Genomic DNA, 16,045 nt, shown 5'->3' with positions numbered 1-16,045 from the left:
GGGAATTAAACATGCAAATAAAGAACAGTTATTTTAAATATACAATCGAATTAGCTATTTCTCTATATTTTATACTAGGCGGTTTAGAGAAATCTGAAATATTTATAATCAGATATGCTGATTATATTATTTCGCTTTGTCTTCAACTTGTAATTATCATATATATACTAACTAATAAAAATTTGAAATTAGGGGGGAGGATATTATCATTATATGCAATTAACTTATCAATAATAGTGATAATACTGATTAACTTTATAAATTTAAATGTAAATTCAGTAGATGCAGTAAATAGAATACTACCACTAATATCGATATTTGGAGTTATTCTGATTTTCAGTATTTCTTCAAACAAAATTCTTGATTTTAACAATGTGCTAAAAATTACTGTATACGGTTATTTCATACTGGGCAGCCTAATTATATTGGATGCAATATCATTCTTGTTTCTACATGTGAGTATATGGTCTCCGGACTATTACTTAGGTATAAGGTTTTCAGGTCCTTTTTCCGATCCGAACTTTTTGGGTTTATTCTATGGAGCGTTATCAATTATAATAATTTTCTGCGATACTTTAAAGGTTAAGCATAAAAAACTTATTATTATTGTTTTTTTAATAAATTTAATTATCAGTCTATCCTGGACATCTATTGCTTTGTTTATAGTATCAGTTTTTAGTGGCTTTTTTTTAAGGTTAAAAAATTTATTTGTAAAACAATTAACGGTGGTTGGATTATATTTTCTAATAATATATTTATATAATCAAAACTATAAAGAATTTGAAATGTTATTTCTTAATATCTTTTCACCGATATTACCATTTTCAATAAACGAACTTGTTGCCAAATTTCTCTCACTTGACTATAGATTTAAGGCACAGATAGAGGCTATACAAATTGTTAAAGATAATTTAATGGGGATGGGACCAGGGACGTTAGTTTCTAATATTGGGAGGGATACGCATAATTCATACATTGGTTTCTTATTTGAATTAGGTTTGCCAGGCTTCATTTTATTGTTAGTTAGTGTTAAATTTAGATTGAGAAAATATAATAAGTTAGTGAATATATTATCCACATTTGTATTTTTAATGTCCTTAACATTAAATGTTCATTATACAGTGGTTTATCCATTGCTAATGTTAGTATTAATTAATAGATATTATTTAGAGAAGGAAAAAGCATGAGACTATTAATGGCTTAATCATTAATGTAGACTAGTCTAGATTAATAAGACTTAATTTGGTATATTTTGGTAGACATTCAGGCGTGTTTCGGTTTGTTTTTCCATATTAAACTAAAATGATAACGATAAGATGCAACTTTATTGGATACCCAAGAGTACTAGAGTAAATAATGTCCTTATTATAGTAATCACAAGGTAAAAAAATAAAAGTCGAATATATAGCAACATCTTTATCGGAATCAACTTATATACTTGAAATGGGAATTGAACATAATTATCTTGAGAAGCAATATAGTTTGAAAATGTAAAAGAGAGCGCATAGTAAGCAAAGTATAGTTATTCATTTTGTATTCAAAGGTTTTAATAGAAAAAGGAGATCTAAATGAATCTTAGTATTATTATACCAACCTATAATCTTGGGAAATATATCGAAAATACATTGTCTTCTCTAATGATGCAAACTGATGGAAGATTTGAATTAATTGTAGTTGATGATGGTTCAACCGATGATACTACTAATATTGTAAAAGAGATAATTCTAAAAAACAAACTCATCAATTGCAAAGTTATTAATAAGGAGAACAATGAAGGAGTAAGCTCGGCGAGGAATACAGGACTATTTAATGCTACCGGTGAATATGTAATGTTTTTAGACGGTGATGATTATGTTTCGAAAAACTTAGTTGAAGTCATTAATAAAACTGTAGAGAATGAGAAATTTGAAGTTATTTGCTGGGGGTTTAATGCAGTTAACGAGGATTATAAATCTCAATCGAATTATTTTGAAAAATACAGTTCTGCTCTAACAAACATGAAGGGTTATGAAGCATTAGAAAATATAATTATTGAAAAAACTTTATGGATATGTACGGGGAGTGCAGTTTTTAAAAGAGAACTTTTATTAAATGAGAATCTTAAATATAGTGATGACTTTGTAAATGGAGAAGATCAAGAATTTACAATAAAGGCCTTGTCTGTAGCAGATAATGTTTGTTTTATTAATGAAGTCCTTTTTTATTATGTTCAAAGAGAAGGTTCAATATCCAATTCTTACAATATAAATAGATTTGATGCGATAAATGCTATGATTAGAACTTATGAATATTTACAGGGGAAATCAGATAATAGATTTAATAATATTATCCATGTGATAAAAAATGAACTAATACTCGGAAACTATTTTCATAATTTTAACTCCTGTATAACTTATTTGGTCACTCACGAAAAAAGATCTATATATAGTGCTCAAAAATTACTGAACTCTGATATTGAAAGTAAATACCTTGGACTAAACCAAATGATATTAACCCTCATGGGTAAGTATACAGGGAATAATAGAAAATTATATTTACAAGTAAAATTATTTTTATTTTCTCCATTTATTCACATATGGTTGGTTAATTTAAAACACAAGATAAATGCTATTAAAAGATAATCGAGAAGCACTATTAATAAGAAGTTGATTTTCAGTGTTTGGCAATTCAAGAAATTCGTTTCCTGCTTAATAAGTAAATAGAGCATAGCTTGCTGAGTTTCTCATTAGATATAGAAAATAATATGGATATAGTTCGTATGACTGATAATGGGAAATTCCTCTTCTTTGACTATAGCCAATGGAGGATTATATGAGTGAACTTGTTTCAATAATAGTACCTATATACAAAGTTGAAAAATATCTACATCGATGTGTTGAGTCTATATTAAATCAAACCTATAAGAACCTTGAAATTGTCTTAGTTAATGATGGGTCTCCCGACGGGTGTGGGGAAATCTGTGATGAATATGCAAAGTTAGATGAAAGAGTGAAAGTAATACATAAAAACAATGGTGGCCTATCAGATGCTCGGAATGCAGGGATTGAAATTGCTAAAGGCGAGTATATTACGTTTATTGATAGCGATGATTGGATACATGTGGGATACATTGAGAAGCTATACAAACTGCTAAAAAAAACGGATTCAGATATTTCAGTAGGTAATTTCATTAGAATTTCAACAGAAAATACCCAAGTTGAAAATTCAAAAGAAGTAGTTTATGAATATTCAAATATAGAAGCACTAGAACAACTTTTAGGTGAATTCTATGTTCAGATGGTTATAGCATGCGGGAAATTATATAAAAGGAAACTATTTGATGATATACGTTTTCCCCTAGGAAGAATACATGAAGATGAATTTACGACGTACAAATTGATTTATAAAGCAAAGAAAGTTGTACTAACTACAAGTCAGTTATTATATTATTGGCAAAGAGAAAATAGCATTATGGGAGTTGGATTTAATATTAAGAATAGGCTACATGCAATGGATGCCTTTAAGGAGAGGGCTGATTTTTTCGGTAATATTGGTTTGATTGACTTAAGTCACAAAACATATAGGCAATTATTTTTTATTTATCAGGATGTTAATAAACAAAAAAAATCATTTAAAAATGAATTAATGAAGGAAAACTTCGAGAGAAGTTTAAAGGATTTAAGAATGACACTTAGGAAAACCAATCAGAACGTTAAATTCAAATTATTTTACGAGTCATATTTTATAGCTCCAAAAACAATGGATTTGATACACGAAATATATGGTAAGTTAAAAAGTAATTAAGTTGATTTGTAAATTATACTTAATAAAATAGGTAATTAACTAAAAAGAAGGTATTCCTTTTATGTTTAAAAAGCAACTAAGTATTAATTTGATAGCAAATATAATGTCTTTTTCTATAAGTGTCGGTATTAGCTTTATACTTACACCATTTTTAATTGAACATATAGGTAAAGAAGCATTTGGATTTTTCCCGCTTGCCAATAATTTTGTATTATACATTAATTTATTGGTAATTGCATTAAATTCAATGGCTGCGAGATTTATTATGTTAGAGGTTATGAAAAAAGATATAGTTCGTTCAAACATATATTTCAACTCAGTTTTTTATTCAAATATTATTATGGTAATAATATTGATAATACCTCTCTCTTTAATAATTATATTTATTGACAATCTTTTAAATGTGCCAGTTGATTTACGTAGTGATATTAAAATTCTTTTTACTTTAATTTTTATGACATTTTTAATATCTGTATTGGGGTCAGTGTTTAATGTAGCTACATTAGCTACTAATCGAATTGATTTACGTTCCTACCAGGAAATTATTCAAAGTGGATTGAAGGCAATTTTGTTTATTGTATTATTTTCAATACTATCTCCTTCCATTATTTATGTTGGTGTCGTAGGTTTAAGCGTCGGTATTATAGGGATTGCTATTTCTTTGTACTTTACAAAAAAACTACTTCCGGAAATTAAGCTTTCAATAGCTTATTTTGATATAAAAGCTGTAAAAGAACTTTTGAGTTCTGGAATATGGGGTTCTTTTAACCAGCTAAGTTCTATTTTATTAACTGGCTTAGATCTTCTATTAGCAAATATCTTTTTTGGAGCAGCAAAAGCTGGAGAGTTTTCAATCGCACAAACTGTACCATTATTTGTGATTACTTTAATTGGAATGCTAGTGGGGGTATTCTTTCCAACCATAGCAGCTCATTACGCTAAAAATGATATTTATGGGATGATTAAGGAAATTGACTTTTCGGGAAAAGTCTTAGGTATACTAATAAGTGTCCCAATAGCAGGATTTATTGTTTTCGGCGAAGAGTTTTATCAATTATGGGTTCCGAGTGAAGATTCTAGTTATCTTCATCTGTTATCTGTTATTATATTTTTACCTTTTTTAGTAAGTGGGTCAATCAATGTGTTATTTAATGTAAATACGATAATAAATAAAGTCAAGATTCCTTCAATTGTATTATTTTGTACGGGAGTATTGAACGTAGTCTTAGTTCTTATTTTATTAAACTATACAGAACTAGGACTTTTAGCAATTCCGATTTCAAGTGTAATTTTAAGTTTTATTCGAAATCTGGCTTTCACACCTGTTTATTCAGCAAGATGTTTGGGGGTGAAATGGTATAATTTTTACGGATTGATACTACGAAATTTCATAACAATCCTTATTTTAGTTGCTGTTTTTTACTTCATTAGTCAGCCATTGACTATAGATACTTGGATGGATTTGATTGTTATTTCAGGGATTTGCGGCTGTATTGGAATTCTTATAAGTTTGGTTTTAATGCTTAATAAAACACAATTTAGAATGCTATTTAATTTAATCTCTAATAAATTAAAAGCGAAGGTGTAGGTATTGAATATTTATTGTGATTAATATAATTGGCTTCTTTTGAGCCAATTCATCCTACAAGTATTTCATAATAATTGTGAATAGATGGTTGGAATATTTGAACTTTAGTAATTACTGAAAGAGCTTTTAATAACAAGATAATGAAAGGAAAGAAAAATGAACAAAAAAAAAGTTTATATTTGTTTTACTTACTATCATGTATTAATTACTTTAGTCAAGGAGATTTCTAATATTGGTGATGCTGATATTGTTATTTGTGATTCTATTCCAGAACATGAGAAACTATTTGACTCTCTTAATGAAGCTCGAATTTTCAGTAATGTGTATATATTTAGTGAAGAAAAATATAAAAGCGATAGACGAAATAATAGTAGATCGGGAAAAATAGGAAACTTGATTACGAATTACAAATTGAAAAAGATAATTAGGCCTACATTTGAATTAAAAAAGAGTACCTATAAAGAAGTTAATATTTATAATGATTGGACTTACTTAGGCTATTATTTAAGAGCAAACAAAATATATTATACTTTACTAGAGGATGCTAAAGATTCTTATAAAGTGTTGGAGAATTATGTTAAAATTGACTATCATAAGTCTGTAATACGTAAAATTTTTGGTTTTATTTTTGAAAGCTCATATTTCTATGGCAAGTCTAAGTATTCTAAAACAGTGGAAGTTAATGATGAACAGGATCTTAAAATACCCAGGAAAAAAATAAGGGTCAAAAATAAAAAAGAAATGTTTAGTAAACTAACAGAGGAGCAAAAGCAGAAAATATACATGATATTTACAAGTAACGAAGAAGTAGAGTCATTTACGTATGGTAACAGTGTACTTATTCTGAGCCAACCTCTGTTTGAGGATTCAATGGTTCAAACTGAAAAAATCCAAAGGGAAGTGTACCAAGATATTATTGATACCTACTGTAACGACCTAAATATTGTAGTTAAACCACATCCTAGAGATAATTTTAATTATGAAGATAGTTTTAAGAACGTGCATGTTAAGGATAAAAATCTACCTTCAGAAATTTTAAACTTCAATCCAAATATTAAATATAAAAAAGCTATTACTGTAAGTTCTTCCTCGATAAATGGTATTGATTTTGTTGAAGAAAAGGTTTATTTGGGGTTTGATTGGTTGAAAAAGTATCATTGATTGATTTGGTGAAATATCCAATACCCACGAGTGAAAGACTATATAAAGGGAGAGAGAATATTGAGTAAAATAAAATTACTAGATTGCACATTACGAGATGGTGGTTATTATAATTCTTGGGATTTTGACATTAATTTAATACAAGATTACTTAAAAGCAATGGATGAAATTTCTGTAGACTACGTTGAACTAGGACTTCGCGGATTTAGTAAAGATGGGTTTAAAGGGGCTTGTGCATATACTACAGATAATTTTATTAACAGTTTGGAAATTCCGGAAAATCTAAACATAGGTGTAATGGTCAATGCTAGTGATTTAGTAAATCATCCTGGTGGTGTCGAAGCTGCCTTATCGAAACTTTTTGCACCAGCATCCGAATCACCTGTATCTTTAGTTCGTGTAGCATGTCATGTTCACGAGTTTGAGAAAGCATTACCAGCTTCAAATTGGTTGAAAGAGCAGGGGTATATCGTAGGTTTTAATCTTATGCAGATTGCTGATCGTAGTGTGGATGAGATTAAGAATTTGGCTTCGCTAGCGAATGACTATTCTCTAGATGTACTATATTTTGCAGATAGCTTGGGTAGTTTAAATCCAGAAAAAACATCTGAAATAATCCAAGTTATCCGTGAGGTTTGGGAAGGTCCAATGGGAATACATACACATGATAATATGGGGTATGCACTTGCTAATTCTATGCGGGCAGTAGAAGAAAGTGTGACATGGATTGATGGAACAGTTACAGGCATGGGAAGAGGTCCGGGAAATGCAAAAACTGAGTATGCTGTAATTGAATTAGACAATTATAGAAATAAATCAATAAATATAACGCCCTTATTGGAAATAATACGAAAAAATTTTCATCCGATGCAACAGAAGTATGGATGGGGAACAAATACTTATTATTATTTAGCGGGTAAGTTTGGTATACATCCGACTTATATCCAGGAAATGATAAATGATTCACGATATGATGAAAAGGATATCTTATCTGTTATTGACCACCTTAAATTAGAAGGTGGGAAAAAGTTTAATTTTGATACTTTAGAAGCTGCAAGAAACTTTTTTATGGGAGACCCAGTTGGTACATGGAATCCCGCTGTTGAAATAACTAATCGGGAAGTAATTATTTTAGGAACTGGTCCAGGAATAGTTAAACATAAAGAAGCTTTAGAAGAGTATATCAGGGTTGCCAAACCATATGTTATTGCATTAAATACGCAAGAGTATATAAAAGCCGATTTAATAGATATAAGAGCTGCTTGTCATCCCGTAAGGCTAATGGCAGATTACTACATTCATACAAGGCTACCACAACCACTAGCTACACCGATTTCAATGTTAGATGATAAAATAATTGATGTTTTTAAAGAAAAAGAGATAAAAGATTTCGGTATTAAATGTGAAGAAAATACATTTAAATTCGAAAAAAATTATTGCACAGTACCAACAGCTTTAGTAATTGCATATGCATTATCTATTGCAACTAGCGGAAATGCATCGAAAATATTACTAGCTGGATTTGATGGATATAGTTCAGATGATAGTAGAAATATGGAAATGAATGAGTTATTAATGCTGTATGCTAACAGTGAAGGGGCACGTTCAATTGTTGCAATAACACCAACAAGATATCAAATTGAGAAAACCAGTGTATATCAATTGATAGGAGAATATGTGAAATGAAGATAACCTGTTTTTTACCGTGTCGTAATGGAAGTGAAAGGGTCAAGAATAAGAATATTCGTCCTTTTTCATCTTATAGTAATGGTTTAATAGAAATAAAACTGAAACAGTTAAGTGAAATAGAAGAAATTGATACAATTATATTATCAACTAATGATGAAGAAATTATTAAATATGCTGAGCTTTCAGGAATTAAAAATCTAATTATTCATCGTAGAGAAGAGAATCTAGCCACAAGTCTAACAAGTACTGATGATCTGATTACTCATGCGCGCACTCTTATTAACGATGGTCATATTTTATGGACGCACGTAACTTCACCATTCTTGAATTCTAGTGCTTACAAAAAGATCATACTTTCTTATAAAGAAAGTCTTGAACAAGGCTATGACTCTTTAATGACAACATCACTTATTCAAAGCTTTGTTTGGGGAGAGACTGGTCCAATCAATTATGATCGTAGCGTTGAAAAATGGCCTAGAACTCAAACGCTTCCTACGTTACATGAAATTAATAGTGCGGTCTTTTTAGCAAGCGCAGATATATATACAAATAGTAAAGATAGAATTGGTGATATGCCTAAATTATATTCCTTAGATAAAATTGAAGGTATGGACATCGACTGGCCTGATGACTTTAAAATAGCAGAGTGTTTACTTAATGCAAAGTTGGCTAATGTATAATTTATTCATTGCTTAGTGGTAAAGTAAATTTGTAAAGAGGGTGAACTAAATGAATTCACGAGTCTTGGAAGATTATGATGTCGTTATTTTTGATTGTGATGGTGTGCTGATAGATGTAAATCTTTTGAAATGTGAAGCCTTTGGAGAAACTGTTGATAACTATCCGCCAGATATTGTTGGTAATTTTGTTGACTATTGTAAAAAAACATTTGGGGTTTCAAGATATGTAAAATTCAAAGAGTTTTTTAGTGATTTCTCAAAAGAGCCTTTTCAAGAAGAAAAATATAATTATCTTTTATCAAAATATGCGAGTATTTGTAAAGAGTTTTATAGTTCCGCAGAAATTACTCCCGGGTGTGAAGAGTTATTATTGCGGTTGTCCAATTTAAAAAAAAAGCTTTATGTAGCATCTGGAAGCGATGAAGATGAATTAAATGAAGTCTTGATTGGTAGGGATTTGAGTAAATATTTCACTGCAATTTATGGTTCTCCAAAGACTAAATCAGAGTGTACTTCAATTATCTTGAACCATAATCCAAATAAAAAGGTTGTTTTTATTGGCGATGCATTATCAGATATGAAGACTGCTAAGGAGCATAATATAGACTTTATTTATATGTGTAAATATACAGTCCAATCTAATGAACAAGATTTATTGTGTAGAAATGGAGCCCTGAAGGTTATTAGTATACTTGAAGAGCTTATTTAAAGTAACCTAAAATCTCAAGAATGCTTAGTATATACCAAGAATCTTTATACATGAGGGTGGTAATATTCAAAGATGAACATCTTAGTAACTGGCGGCGCTGGATATATTGGCTCACACACCTGTGTTGCACTGCTAGAGGCAGGGCATACAGTGATTGTTGCCGATAATCTTTGCAATAGTAGGGTTGAAGTAGTAGATAAGATAAAGCAATTAACGAAAAAAGAAGTTATTTTTTACCAGATAGACGTAACTGATATAGCAGCGGTATCTACTATCTTTTCCAACCATTCGATTGATGGTGTTATCCATTTTGCTGGTCTTAAAGCGGTTGGTGAATCTGTAGAAAAGCCATTAGCTTATTACTATAATAATCTTGTTAGTACTATGATTTTGGCAGAAGCTTGTCAGAATTATGGTGTAAGAAGATTTGTCCTTAGTTCTTCGGCAACAGTATACGGGGACAACACTGTACCATTTGTAGAGACGATGAATCTTTTACCAACGACTAATCCTTATGGTGAAACGAAAGCTATGAGTGAGCGGATTCTAAATGATATAGCAAAAGCGAATCCGGCTTTCTCAGTATCACTTCTTAGATATTTCAACCCAGTAGGAGCCCATGAGAGTGGGTTAATTGGTGAGGTACCTAATGGGATTCCAAATAATCTGATGCCGTATGTTACTCAGGTAGCAAAAAGAAAATTAGAGAAGCTTCGAATTTTTGGAAACGAGTATCCAACAGTCGATGGGACAGGCGTTAGAGATTATATTCATGTGATGGATCTGGCGGAAGGTCATGTTGCAGCATTGGATAATCTAACTGAAGGTGTACATATCTATAATCTTGGTAGTGGTAACGGTACTAGTGTAATAGAGTTAGTCAAGGCCTTTGAAGAGGCTAATGGAATAGAAATTCCTTATGAAATTGTAGAACGCAGACCTGGAGATATTGCTTCATGCTATGCCGATGCTTCAAAAGCAGATCGAGAACTAGGTTGGTCAGCAAAACGTGATGTTATATCCATGTGTCGGGATTCTTGGCGGTTCGAGAATAATAAAGAGTAAAAGAAAAAACGTAGTGCACTTTGTCTGCCGTCGGGGTCGAATATGACGGTTGAGGAGCAGGAGAGAGTCATTGAGATTTTACAAAAGCATCTTTAATGATATTTGGCTTACCTTAGTCATACTTAATAATTGATTAGGGGATTACTTTTCTCATTCATAAGTATAAATTTAAAGACTTGGAAGGATGGAAAAATAATGAGTATGACGATTATTACGGTTGAGGAACCAAAACAAGCGGCACAACATGTAATGGAAATTTTAAAAGAACAACAGGATAAAGGAAAGTTGAATGTGCTCGGTCTTGCGACGGGAAGCACAATGATTCCTATCTATGAGACATTAGTCAATTCGGATCTATCATTCGAAAAGGTTACAGCATTCAATCTCGACGAATATGTTGGGCTCGATGATAGAAATAAGAACAGTTATGCATTTTTCATGCAAGCTCATTTATTTAGCAAGAAGAAATTTAAACATACCTATATTCCAAATGGTGTTGCTGAAAAACTTGAGGAGGAATGTGTATTATACGAGAAACTTCTCAGTGAATTCCCGCTAGACGTTCAACTTCTTGGCATCGGAGAGAATGGGCATATTGCGTTTAATGAGCCAGGTACATCATTTGATTCGGTTACGCATGTGGAGACGTTAACAGACTCTACACTTGGTGCAAATAGTACCATGTTCGACAATGATGAACCGATACCCGCTACTGCATTGACGATGGGTATTTCATCGGTCTTAGCAGCGAAAAAGATCATTCTAATTGCATTGGGCGAGCGAAAGCGCTTTGCTCTTGAAAGGCTGTTGGAAGGAACAGTGACTGTGGATTATCCGGTGACTGCACTAATGGGGCATGGAGATGTGACGGTTATTACGGATATAAAGAATTTAGCTGAATAAGTAAGACGCCTTCTAGAGATATTCATTCCTCTGGGAGGCTTTTTTTGACTAGGATCGAACGTCAAACCATATAAGTAGCGGCCAATAACGTGCTGAAAATAGCAATAGGTAAGGTTTTGATATTATCTCCACCTTTTCCCTTGCTCTATGCCGTGCGACTTTCTTCGCGGACGGCGTTCCATCTTTTAATTCTTTTTATTACTGAAAGACTCGTAAGCATAAAATAAAGGCTTAAATCTTAGAGTTATATCTTCAATATTAGCAATATATCACTCATTTTATTCGAAAGTTTCTTTTATGAAACGTAATGATTCTTCTAAGTCATTGTCGAGCTTTTCTTCAGTTGCATTATCGGAGAGATCACGCCAAACTTTTATATCTCTACCTACTTGTCCTCCTGTTTTTACAAATGGCTCCATGACGATGTATTGGTTATAATTGATGTCTTTTAAAGCTTCCCCAATTTCACTCCACGGCAACGAACCTTGACCTGGAACTTTACGGTTGGCTTCCCCAATATGCAAATGCCCTAAAAATGTATCTGCGTAGCGAATTGCATCTGCTATATTGTCTTCTTCAATATTCATATGGAAAGTATCCAACATGATTTTAACATTTGGTTCATTGACCTCTTTTACGAAATTGATAGCTTCTTTAGCATCATTCAATAAAAATTGTTCAAAACGATTCAGCGTTTCTATTAGTAATGTGATGTTGTATTTTTGAGCGTATTGAGCGAGAATTCGTATGCTATCAATACTGTGCTTAAGAGCTATTGGTTTTTCGATAGGAACAGTATAGTCAACCGGCCAATAAGAATAAATTGTGCCACCAATCCGGTCTATTCCCGCCATGTGTAAATTGTCAATCACTTTTTTCATGAAAAGAATTCCGTTTTCACGTGTTTCGTCATTTGAAGAAGAAACGTCATACTCTTTTGGCAGTCCAATGCCAGCTGTCAGAATAATATTATGGAAATCGGCTAATTCTTTAAGACGTGTTAATTTACTGTCTGATAAATGAACGAGGCCTAGTGCTGCGACTTCTAAAATATCAAATCCAAGGTTCTTCGCCTTTTCAATATATTCCTCAAAGTCAACCTCCCAAGAATCTTCCCAATATGCAAAGTAAATACCGTATTTCATGTTGTCCCCTCCATAAAAAGTAATGTATCATTGTCATGATATTGCAATATTCCAACTACATGTTATAATAACTAAAACAATAGCTTTTAGTCAAGTCGGAAAGTTTTGAAAAAGGTATATTGGAAAATAGAGGTGTTAAATTTGACGGAAAAACTGGATAAATCAGTGCCAATCCCGCTTTACTTTCAACTTAAAGAGTTAGTACAAAAAAAAATTGAAATAGGGATTTATCAAGTAGGCGATTCGATTCCAACAGAAAAAGAGTTAAGCGAAGTGTATGAAATTAGTCGAACAACAGTGAGGCAAGCTATTACAGAATTAGTGCAAGAAGGTTTGTTGTATCGGGAAAAAAGCAAAGGTACATTTGTTCGGGCACCAAAGATTTCGCAAAGTTTTGCTCAAGCATTAGGATCATTTAATGATCAGATTAGAGATTTAGGAATGACCCCAACAACAGAAGTTTTGAATTTAGAAGTAGTAGAAGCTTCAAAAGAAGTGATTGAACATTTGAAATTGCAACCAAATGAGAAAGTTATTTATATACATCGTCGTCGTTTTGCGGATAACGAACCTATCGTTATGGTGAAGACTTATTTGCCCTATGAAAAATGTAAAAACGTATTAAAGCATAATTTTGTTGAAGAATCACTTTATCCGGTATTAAGTATGAATAAAGAGACAAAAATCAATAAAATTAAGCGGTTTATTGAAGCAGTTGAAGCAATAGAATACGATATGGAAAATCTCCATTTGGAAAAAGGTAGAGCCGTTCAAAAGTTTATATCTATTGGATTCAATATAAAGGATGAACCGATTGAATATACAATTGCACGTTACCGTGGAGATAAAAACCGTTTTGAAATTGTAATATCAGCGACAAAGTAAGCAGGTATACAAAGGAGATTAAAAAGAAATGACAAAGTATATTTTAGCTCATGATTTGGGTACTTCTGGTAACAAAGCAACTTTGTTTGCTGTTTCTGGAGAAATGGTAGGTAGTAGTATTTCTTCTTATAGTACACATTACTTTAATGAAAAATGGGCAGAGCAAAATCCCGAAGATTGGTGGAAGGCAATATGTACTTCTACGAGACAATTAATTGAACGATTGGATATTTCGCCGGCGGATATTCAAGTTGTCAGTTTTAGTGGTCAAATGATGGGTTGTCTCTGTGTTGATAAGGAAGGAATTCCACTGAGAGATTCAATTATTTGGGCGGACCAACGTGCACAGAAACAAGTAGAAGAGTTAGAAAAACATTTGACACAAGAAGAGTTTTATAGAATAGTCGGTCATCGTAATACAGCCTCTTATGGTATTCAAAAACTGATGTGGATACGTGATAATGAACCAGAAGTATATGAAAAAACGTACAAAGTGTTAAATGCAAAAGATTACATCGTATTTAAATTAACGAATACATTCTACACGGATTATTCGGATGGTAATGGTATGGGTTGCTTTGACCTAGAAAACTTGAGGTGGTCCGATAAGATTATTAGTAGTAGTAGAATCGATTCAACTAAATTGCCAGATTTAAAACCGTCCACGTTTGTTGCAGGTAATGTTACGGAAGATGCTGCAAAAGCAATGGGATTGACAACGCTTACACAAGTTGTCATAGGTGCAGGTGATGGGGTAACTGCTAATATAGGGGCGGGCTCTATTAGTGAAGGGAAAACATATTGTTCGTTAGGTACTTCTGCATGGGTAACTACTACTTCGAAAAAACCTATATTTGACCCTGAAATGCGAATCGTCACATGGGCACATGCTATTCCAGGATATTATGCACCGAATGGAACAATGCAATACGCTGGCGGTGCATTCAATTGGATGAAAGAAACAATTTGCACTTCGGAAGAACAAGAAGGAAAAAAATTGGGGAAAACAATTTATGAAATGATTAATGATCAAATTGAGCAAGCCCCTGCTGGTTCTAATGGATTGCTATTTCTCCCTTATTTGCTTGGTGAGCGCGCACCGCGTTGGGATTCGTTTTCAAAAGGAACATTTATAGGAATTACATCAGAAACGACACGAGCGGAAATGTTAAGAAGTGTTCTTGAAGGTGTTACTTTCAATTTAGCGATAATCTTGGATGTTTTACAGCAGCATATTAAAATTGAAGACATGATTATAATCGGTGGCGGAGCGAAAAATGAGGTCTGGCGTCAAATTATTTCAGATGTTTTTGGACTAACTGTCAAAGTTCCTAGGTTGCTAGATGAGGCAGGCTCGATGGGGGCAGCTATTATCGGTGGTGTTGGGATTGGAATTTATGAAAACTTTGAAGTAGTTGAAAAATTCATTGCCATCAGTCAATCACAACAAAACGATTCGACTAACATTGAAATCTATGAAAAAGCAAAACAGCGTTATGATGATTTTTATTTCGCTTTAAGACCTATTTATGAAAAACATCAAATGGAGGGAGTTACATTTTAATGGCTCTAGTGACTGGTAATGAAATTTTACAGCATGCAAAACAAAATGGGTATGCGGTTTGCGCATTCAATGTAGAAAATATGGAAATGGTTCAAGCGGTAGTAGAGGCTGCTGAAGAAACGGATTCACCCGTTATCATTCAAACTTCGGCTAATACTGTGAAATACGCAAATATGGACTACTATTATGCGATGGTAGAGGCGGCACTTAAGCATGCGAAAGTTCCTGTAGCTTTGCATCTTGATCACGGGGATAGTACAGAATTGGCACTTCAAGCAATTAGAGCAGGCTATACATCTGTCATGATAGACGCATCTAAACTATCTTTTGAAGAAAATATAAAGCAAACAAAAGCAGTAGTAGATCTTTGCCAACCAATTGGAGTATCTACTGAAGCGGAGCTAGGTAATGTAGGTGGTAAGCCGGGTGACGAGGATTTCGGAGCAAGTGGCTATACGAAACCGCTTGAAGCAAAAGAATTTATAGAGAGAACTTGTGTAAGTTCATTAGCGGTTGCGATAGGAACTGCTCATGGAGTATATAAAGGCGAGCCAAATCTAGATTTAACTTTACTTGATGAATTAAGTAAAACTGTTGATGTGCCTCTTGTTTTACACGGAGCTTCTGGACTTTCTGAAAATGATGTTAAACAGTGCATTGAAAATGGAATAAGTAAAATAAACTATGCAACGGAGTTGCGTATCATGTTCACTGAATCTGTAAAAGAGTATTTTGATACTGAGACAAGTTTTGTGGATCCTAAAAAATTCATGGCATATGCACGCACAAAAGTAAAAGAGTTAGCAAAAGAAAAAATGTATACTTGCGGCAGCAACGGAAAAGCATCTACATTTCATTGATTCGAGGTTGAAC

Annotated in this window: 14 protein-coding genes; 13 read left to right on the top strand and 1 reads right to left on the bottom strand. The window is 32.7% G+C overall.

Features of this window, described 5'->3' with window-relative positions:
• Positions 1-11 precede the first annotated feature (11 nt).
• The 10 genes from AZE41_RS19185 to AZE41_RS19140 all read left to right on the top strand — a co-directional run bounded on the left by AZE41_RS19185 (position 12) and on the right by AZE41_RS19140 (position 11,578).
• Entirely contained in the window at positions 12-1,187 is a 1,176-nt protein-coding gene (locus AZE41_RS19185) for an O-antigen ligase family protein (RefSeq protein WP_067212975.1), read from the top strand.
• Between the two features lie 381 nt (positions 1,188-1,568).
• A complete protein-coding gene (locus AZE41_RS19180; protein ID WP_067212972.1) occupies positions 1,569-2,621 on the top strand; it encodes a glycosyltransferase family 2 protein in 1,053 nt (350 codons plus the stop codon).
• Positions 2,622-2,811: 190 nt separating this feature from the next.
• Positions 2,812-3,783 carry a glycosyltransferase family 2 protein gene (locus tag AZE41_RS19175; protein ID WP_067212969.1) on the top strand — a complete coding sequence of 324 codons (972 nt, stop codon included), beginning with the start codon at positions 2,812-2,814 and terminating at the stop codon, positions 3,781-3,783.
• Positions 3,784-3,844: 61 nt separating this feature from the next.
• Complete coding sequence (locus tag AZE41_RS19170) at positions 3,845-5,371, top strand: oligosaccharide flippase family protein (protein WP_067212966.1); 1,527 nt, start codon at positions 3,845-3,847, stop codon at positions 5,369-5,371.
• A gap of 156 nt (positions 5,372-5,527) precedes the next feature.
• Positions 5,528-6,532 carry a polysialyltransferase family glycosyltransferase gene (locus AZE41_RS19165; RefSeq protein ID WP_067212964.1) on the top strand — a complete coding sequence of 335 codons (1,005 nt, stop codon included), beginning with the start codon at positions 5,528-5,530 and terminating at the stop codon, positions 6,530-6,532.
• Between the two features lie 60 nt (positions 6,533-6,592).
• Positions 6,593-8,218 (top strand): aldolase catalytic domain-containing protein, encoded by a 1,626-nt coding sequence (locus AZE41_RS19160; protein ID WP_067212961.1) that lies wholly within the window; start codon positions 6,593-6,595, stop codon positions 8,216-8,218.
• Positions 8,215-8,901, top strand: a complete 687-nt coding sequence (locus AZE41_RS19155) for an acylneuraminate cytidylyltransferase family protein (RefSeq protein ID WP_067212958.1) — start codon at positions 8,215-8,217, stop codon at positions 8,899-8,901. Before AZE41_RS19160 ends, AZE41_RS19155 begins: the two co-directional genes overlap by 4 nt.
• Positions 8,902-8,950: 49 nt before the next feature.
• Entirely contained in the window at positions 8,951-9,610 is a 660-nt protein-coding gene (locus AZE41_RS19150) for an HAD family hydrolase (protein WP_067212956.1), read from the top strand.
• A 72-nt stretch (positions 9,611-9,682) separates the two neighbouring features.
• Entirely contained in the window at positions 9,683-10,675 is a 993-nt protein-coding gene (galE, locus tag AZE41_RS19145; protein ID WP_067212953.1) for a UDP-glucose 4-epimerase GalE, read from the top strand.
• A gap of 195 nt (positions 10,676-10,870) precedes the next feature.
• Positions 10,871-11,578, top strand: coding sequence for a glucosamine-6-phosphate deaminase (locus tag AZE41_RS19140; RefSeq protein ID WP_231885728.1), 708 nt, complete (start codon positions 10,871-10,873; stop codon positions 11,576-11,578).
• Between the two features lie 278 nt (positions 11,579-11,856).
• Here AZE41_RS19140 and AZE41_RS19135 read toward each other — a convergent pair whose 3' ends face one another.
• The gene (locus AZE41_RS19135) at positions 11,857-12,723 is read right to left on the bottom strand and encodes a D-psicose 3-epimerase (RefSeq protein ID WP_067212951.1); all 867 of its coding nucleotides are present in this window, start codon (positions 12,721-12,723) and stop codon (positions 11,857-11,859) included.
• A gap of 141 nt (positions 12,724-12,864) precedes the next feature.
• On the opposite strand from AZE41_RS19135, the gene AZE41_RS19130 reads away from it, so the two are divergent.
• The 3 genes from AZE41_RS19130 to AZE41_RS19120 are packed head-to-tail and all read left to right on the top strand — an operon-like array spanning position 12,865 to position 16,032.
• Complete coding sequence (locus tag AZE41_RS19130; protein ID WP_418064633.1) at positions 12,865-13,608, top strand: GntR family transcriptional regulator; 744 nt, start codon at positions 12,865-12,867, stop codon at positions 13,606-13,608.
• A gap of 28 nt (positions 13,609-13,636) precedes the next feature.
• The gene (xylB, locus tag AZE41_RS19125; protein WP_067212945.1) at positions 13,637-15,172 is read left to right on the top strand and encodes a xylulokinase; all 1,536 of its coding nucleotides are present in this window, start codon (positions 13,637-13,639) and stop codon (positions 15,170-15,172) included.
• Positions 15,172-16,032: a class II fructose-bisphosphate aldolase gene (locus AZE41_RS19120; protein WP_067212942.1), complete on the top strand. Its 861-nt coding sequence runs from the start codon at positions 15,172-15,174 to the stop codon at positions 16,030-16,032. The genes xylB and AZE41_RS19120 overlap by 1 nt, the downstream gene beginning before the upstream one ends.
• Positions 16,033-16,045 lie beyond the last annotated feature (13 nt).

This window comes from Sporosarcina psychrophila, assembly GCF_001590685.1.
Taxonomy (GTDB): domain Bacteria; phylum Bacillota; class Bacilli; order Bacillales_A; family Planococcaceae; genus Sporosarcina; species Sporosarcina psychrophila.
The sequence above is the reverse complement of the archived record's forward strand: the minus strand, read 5'-3'. Positions and strand labels throughout refer to the sequence as shown.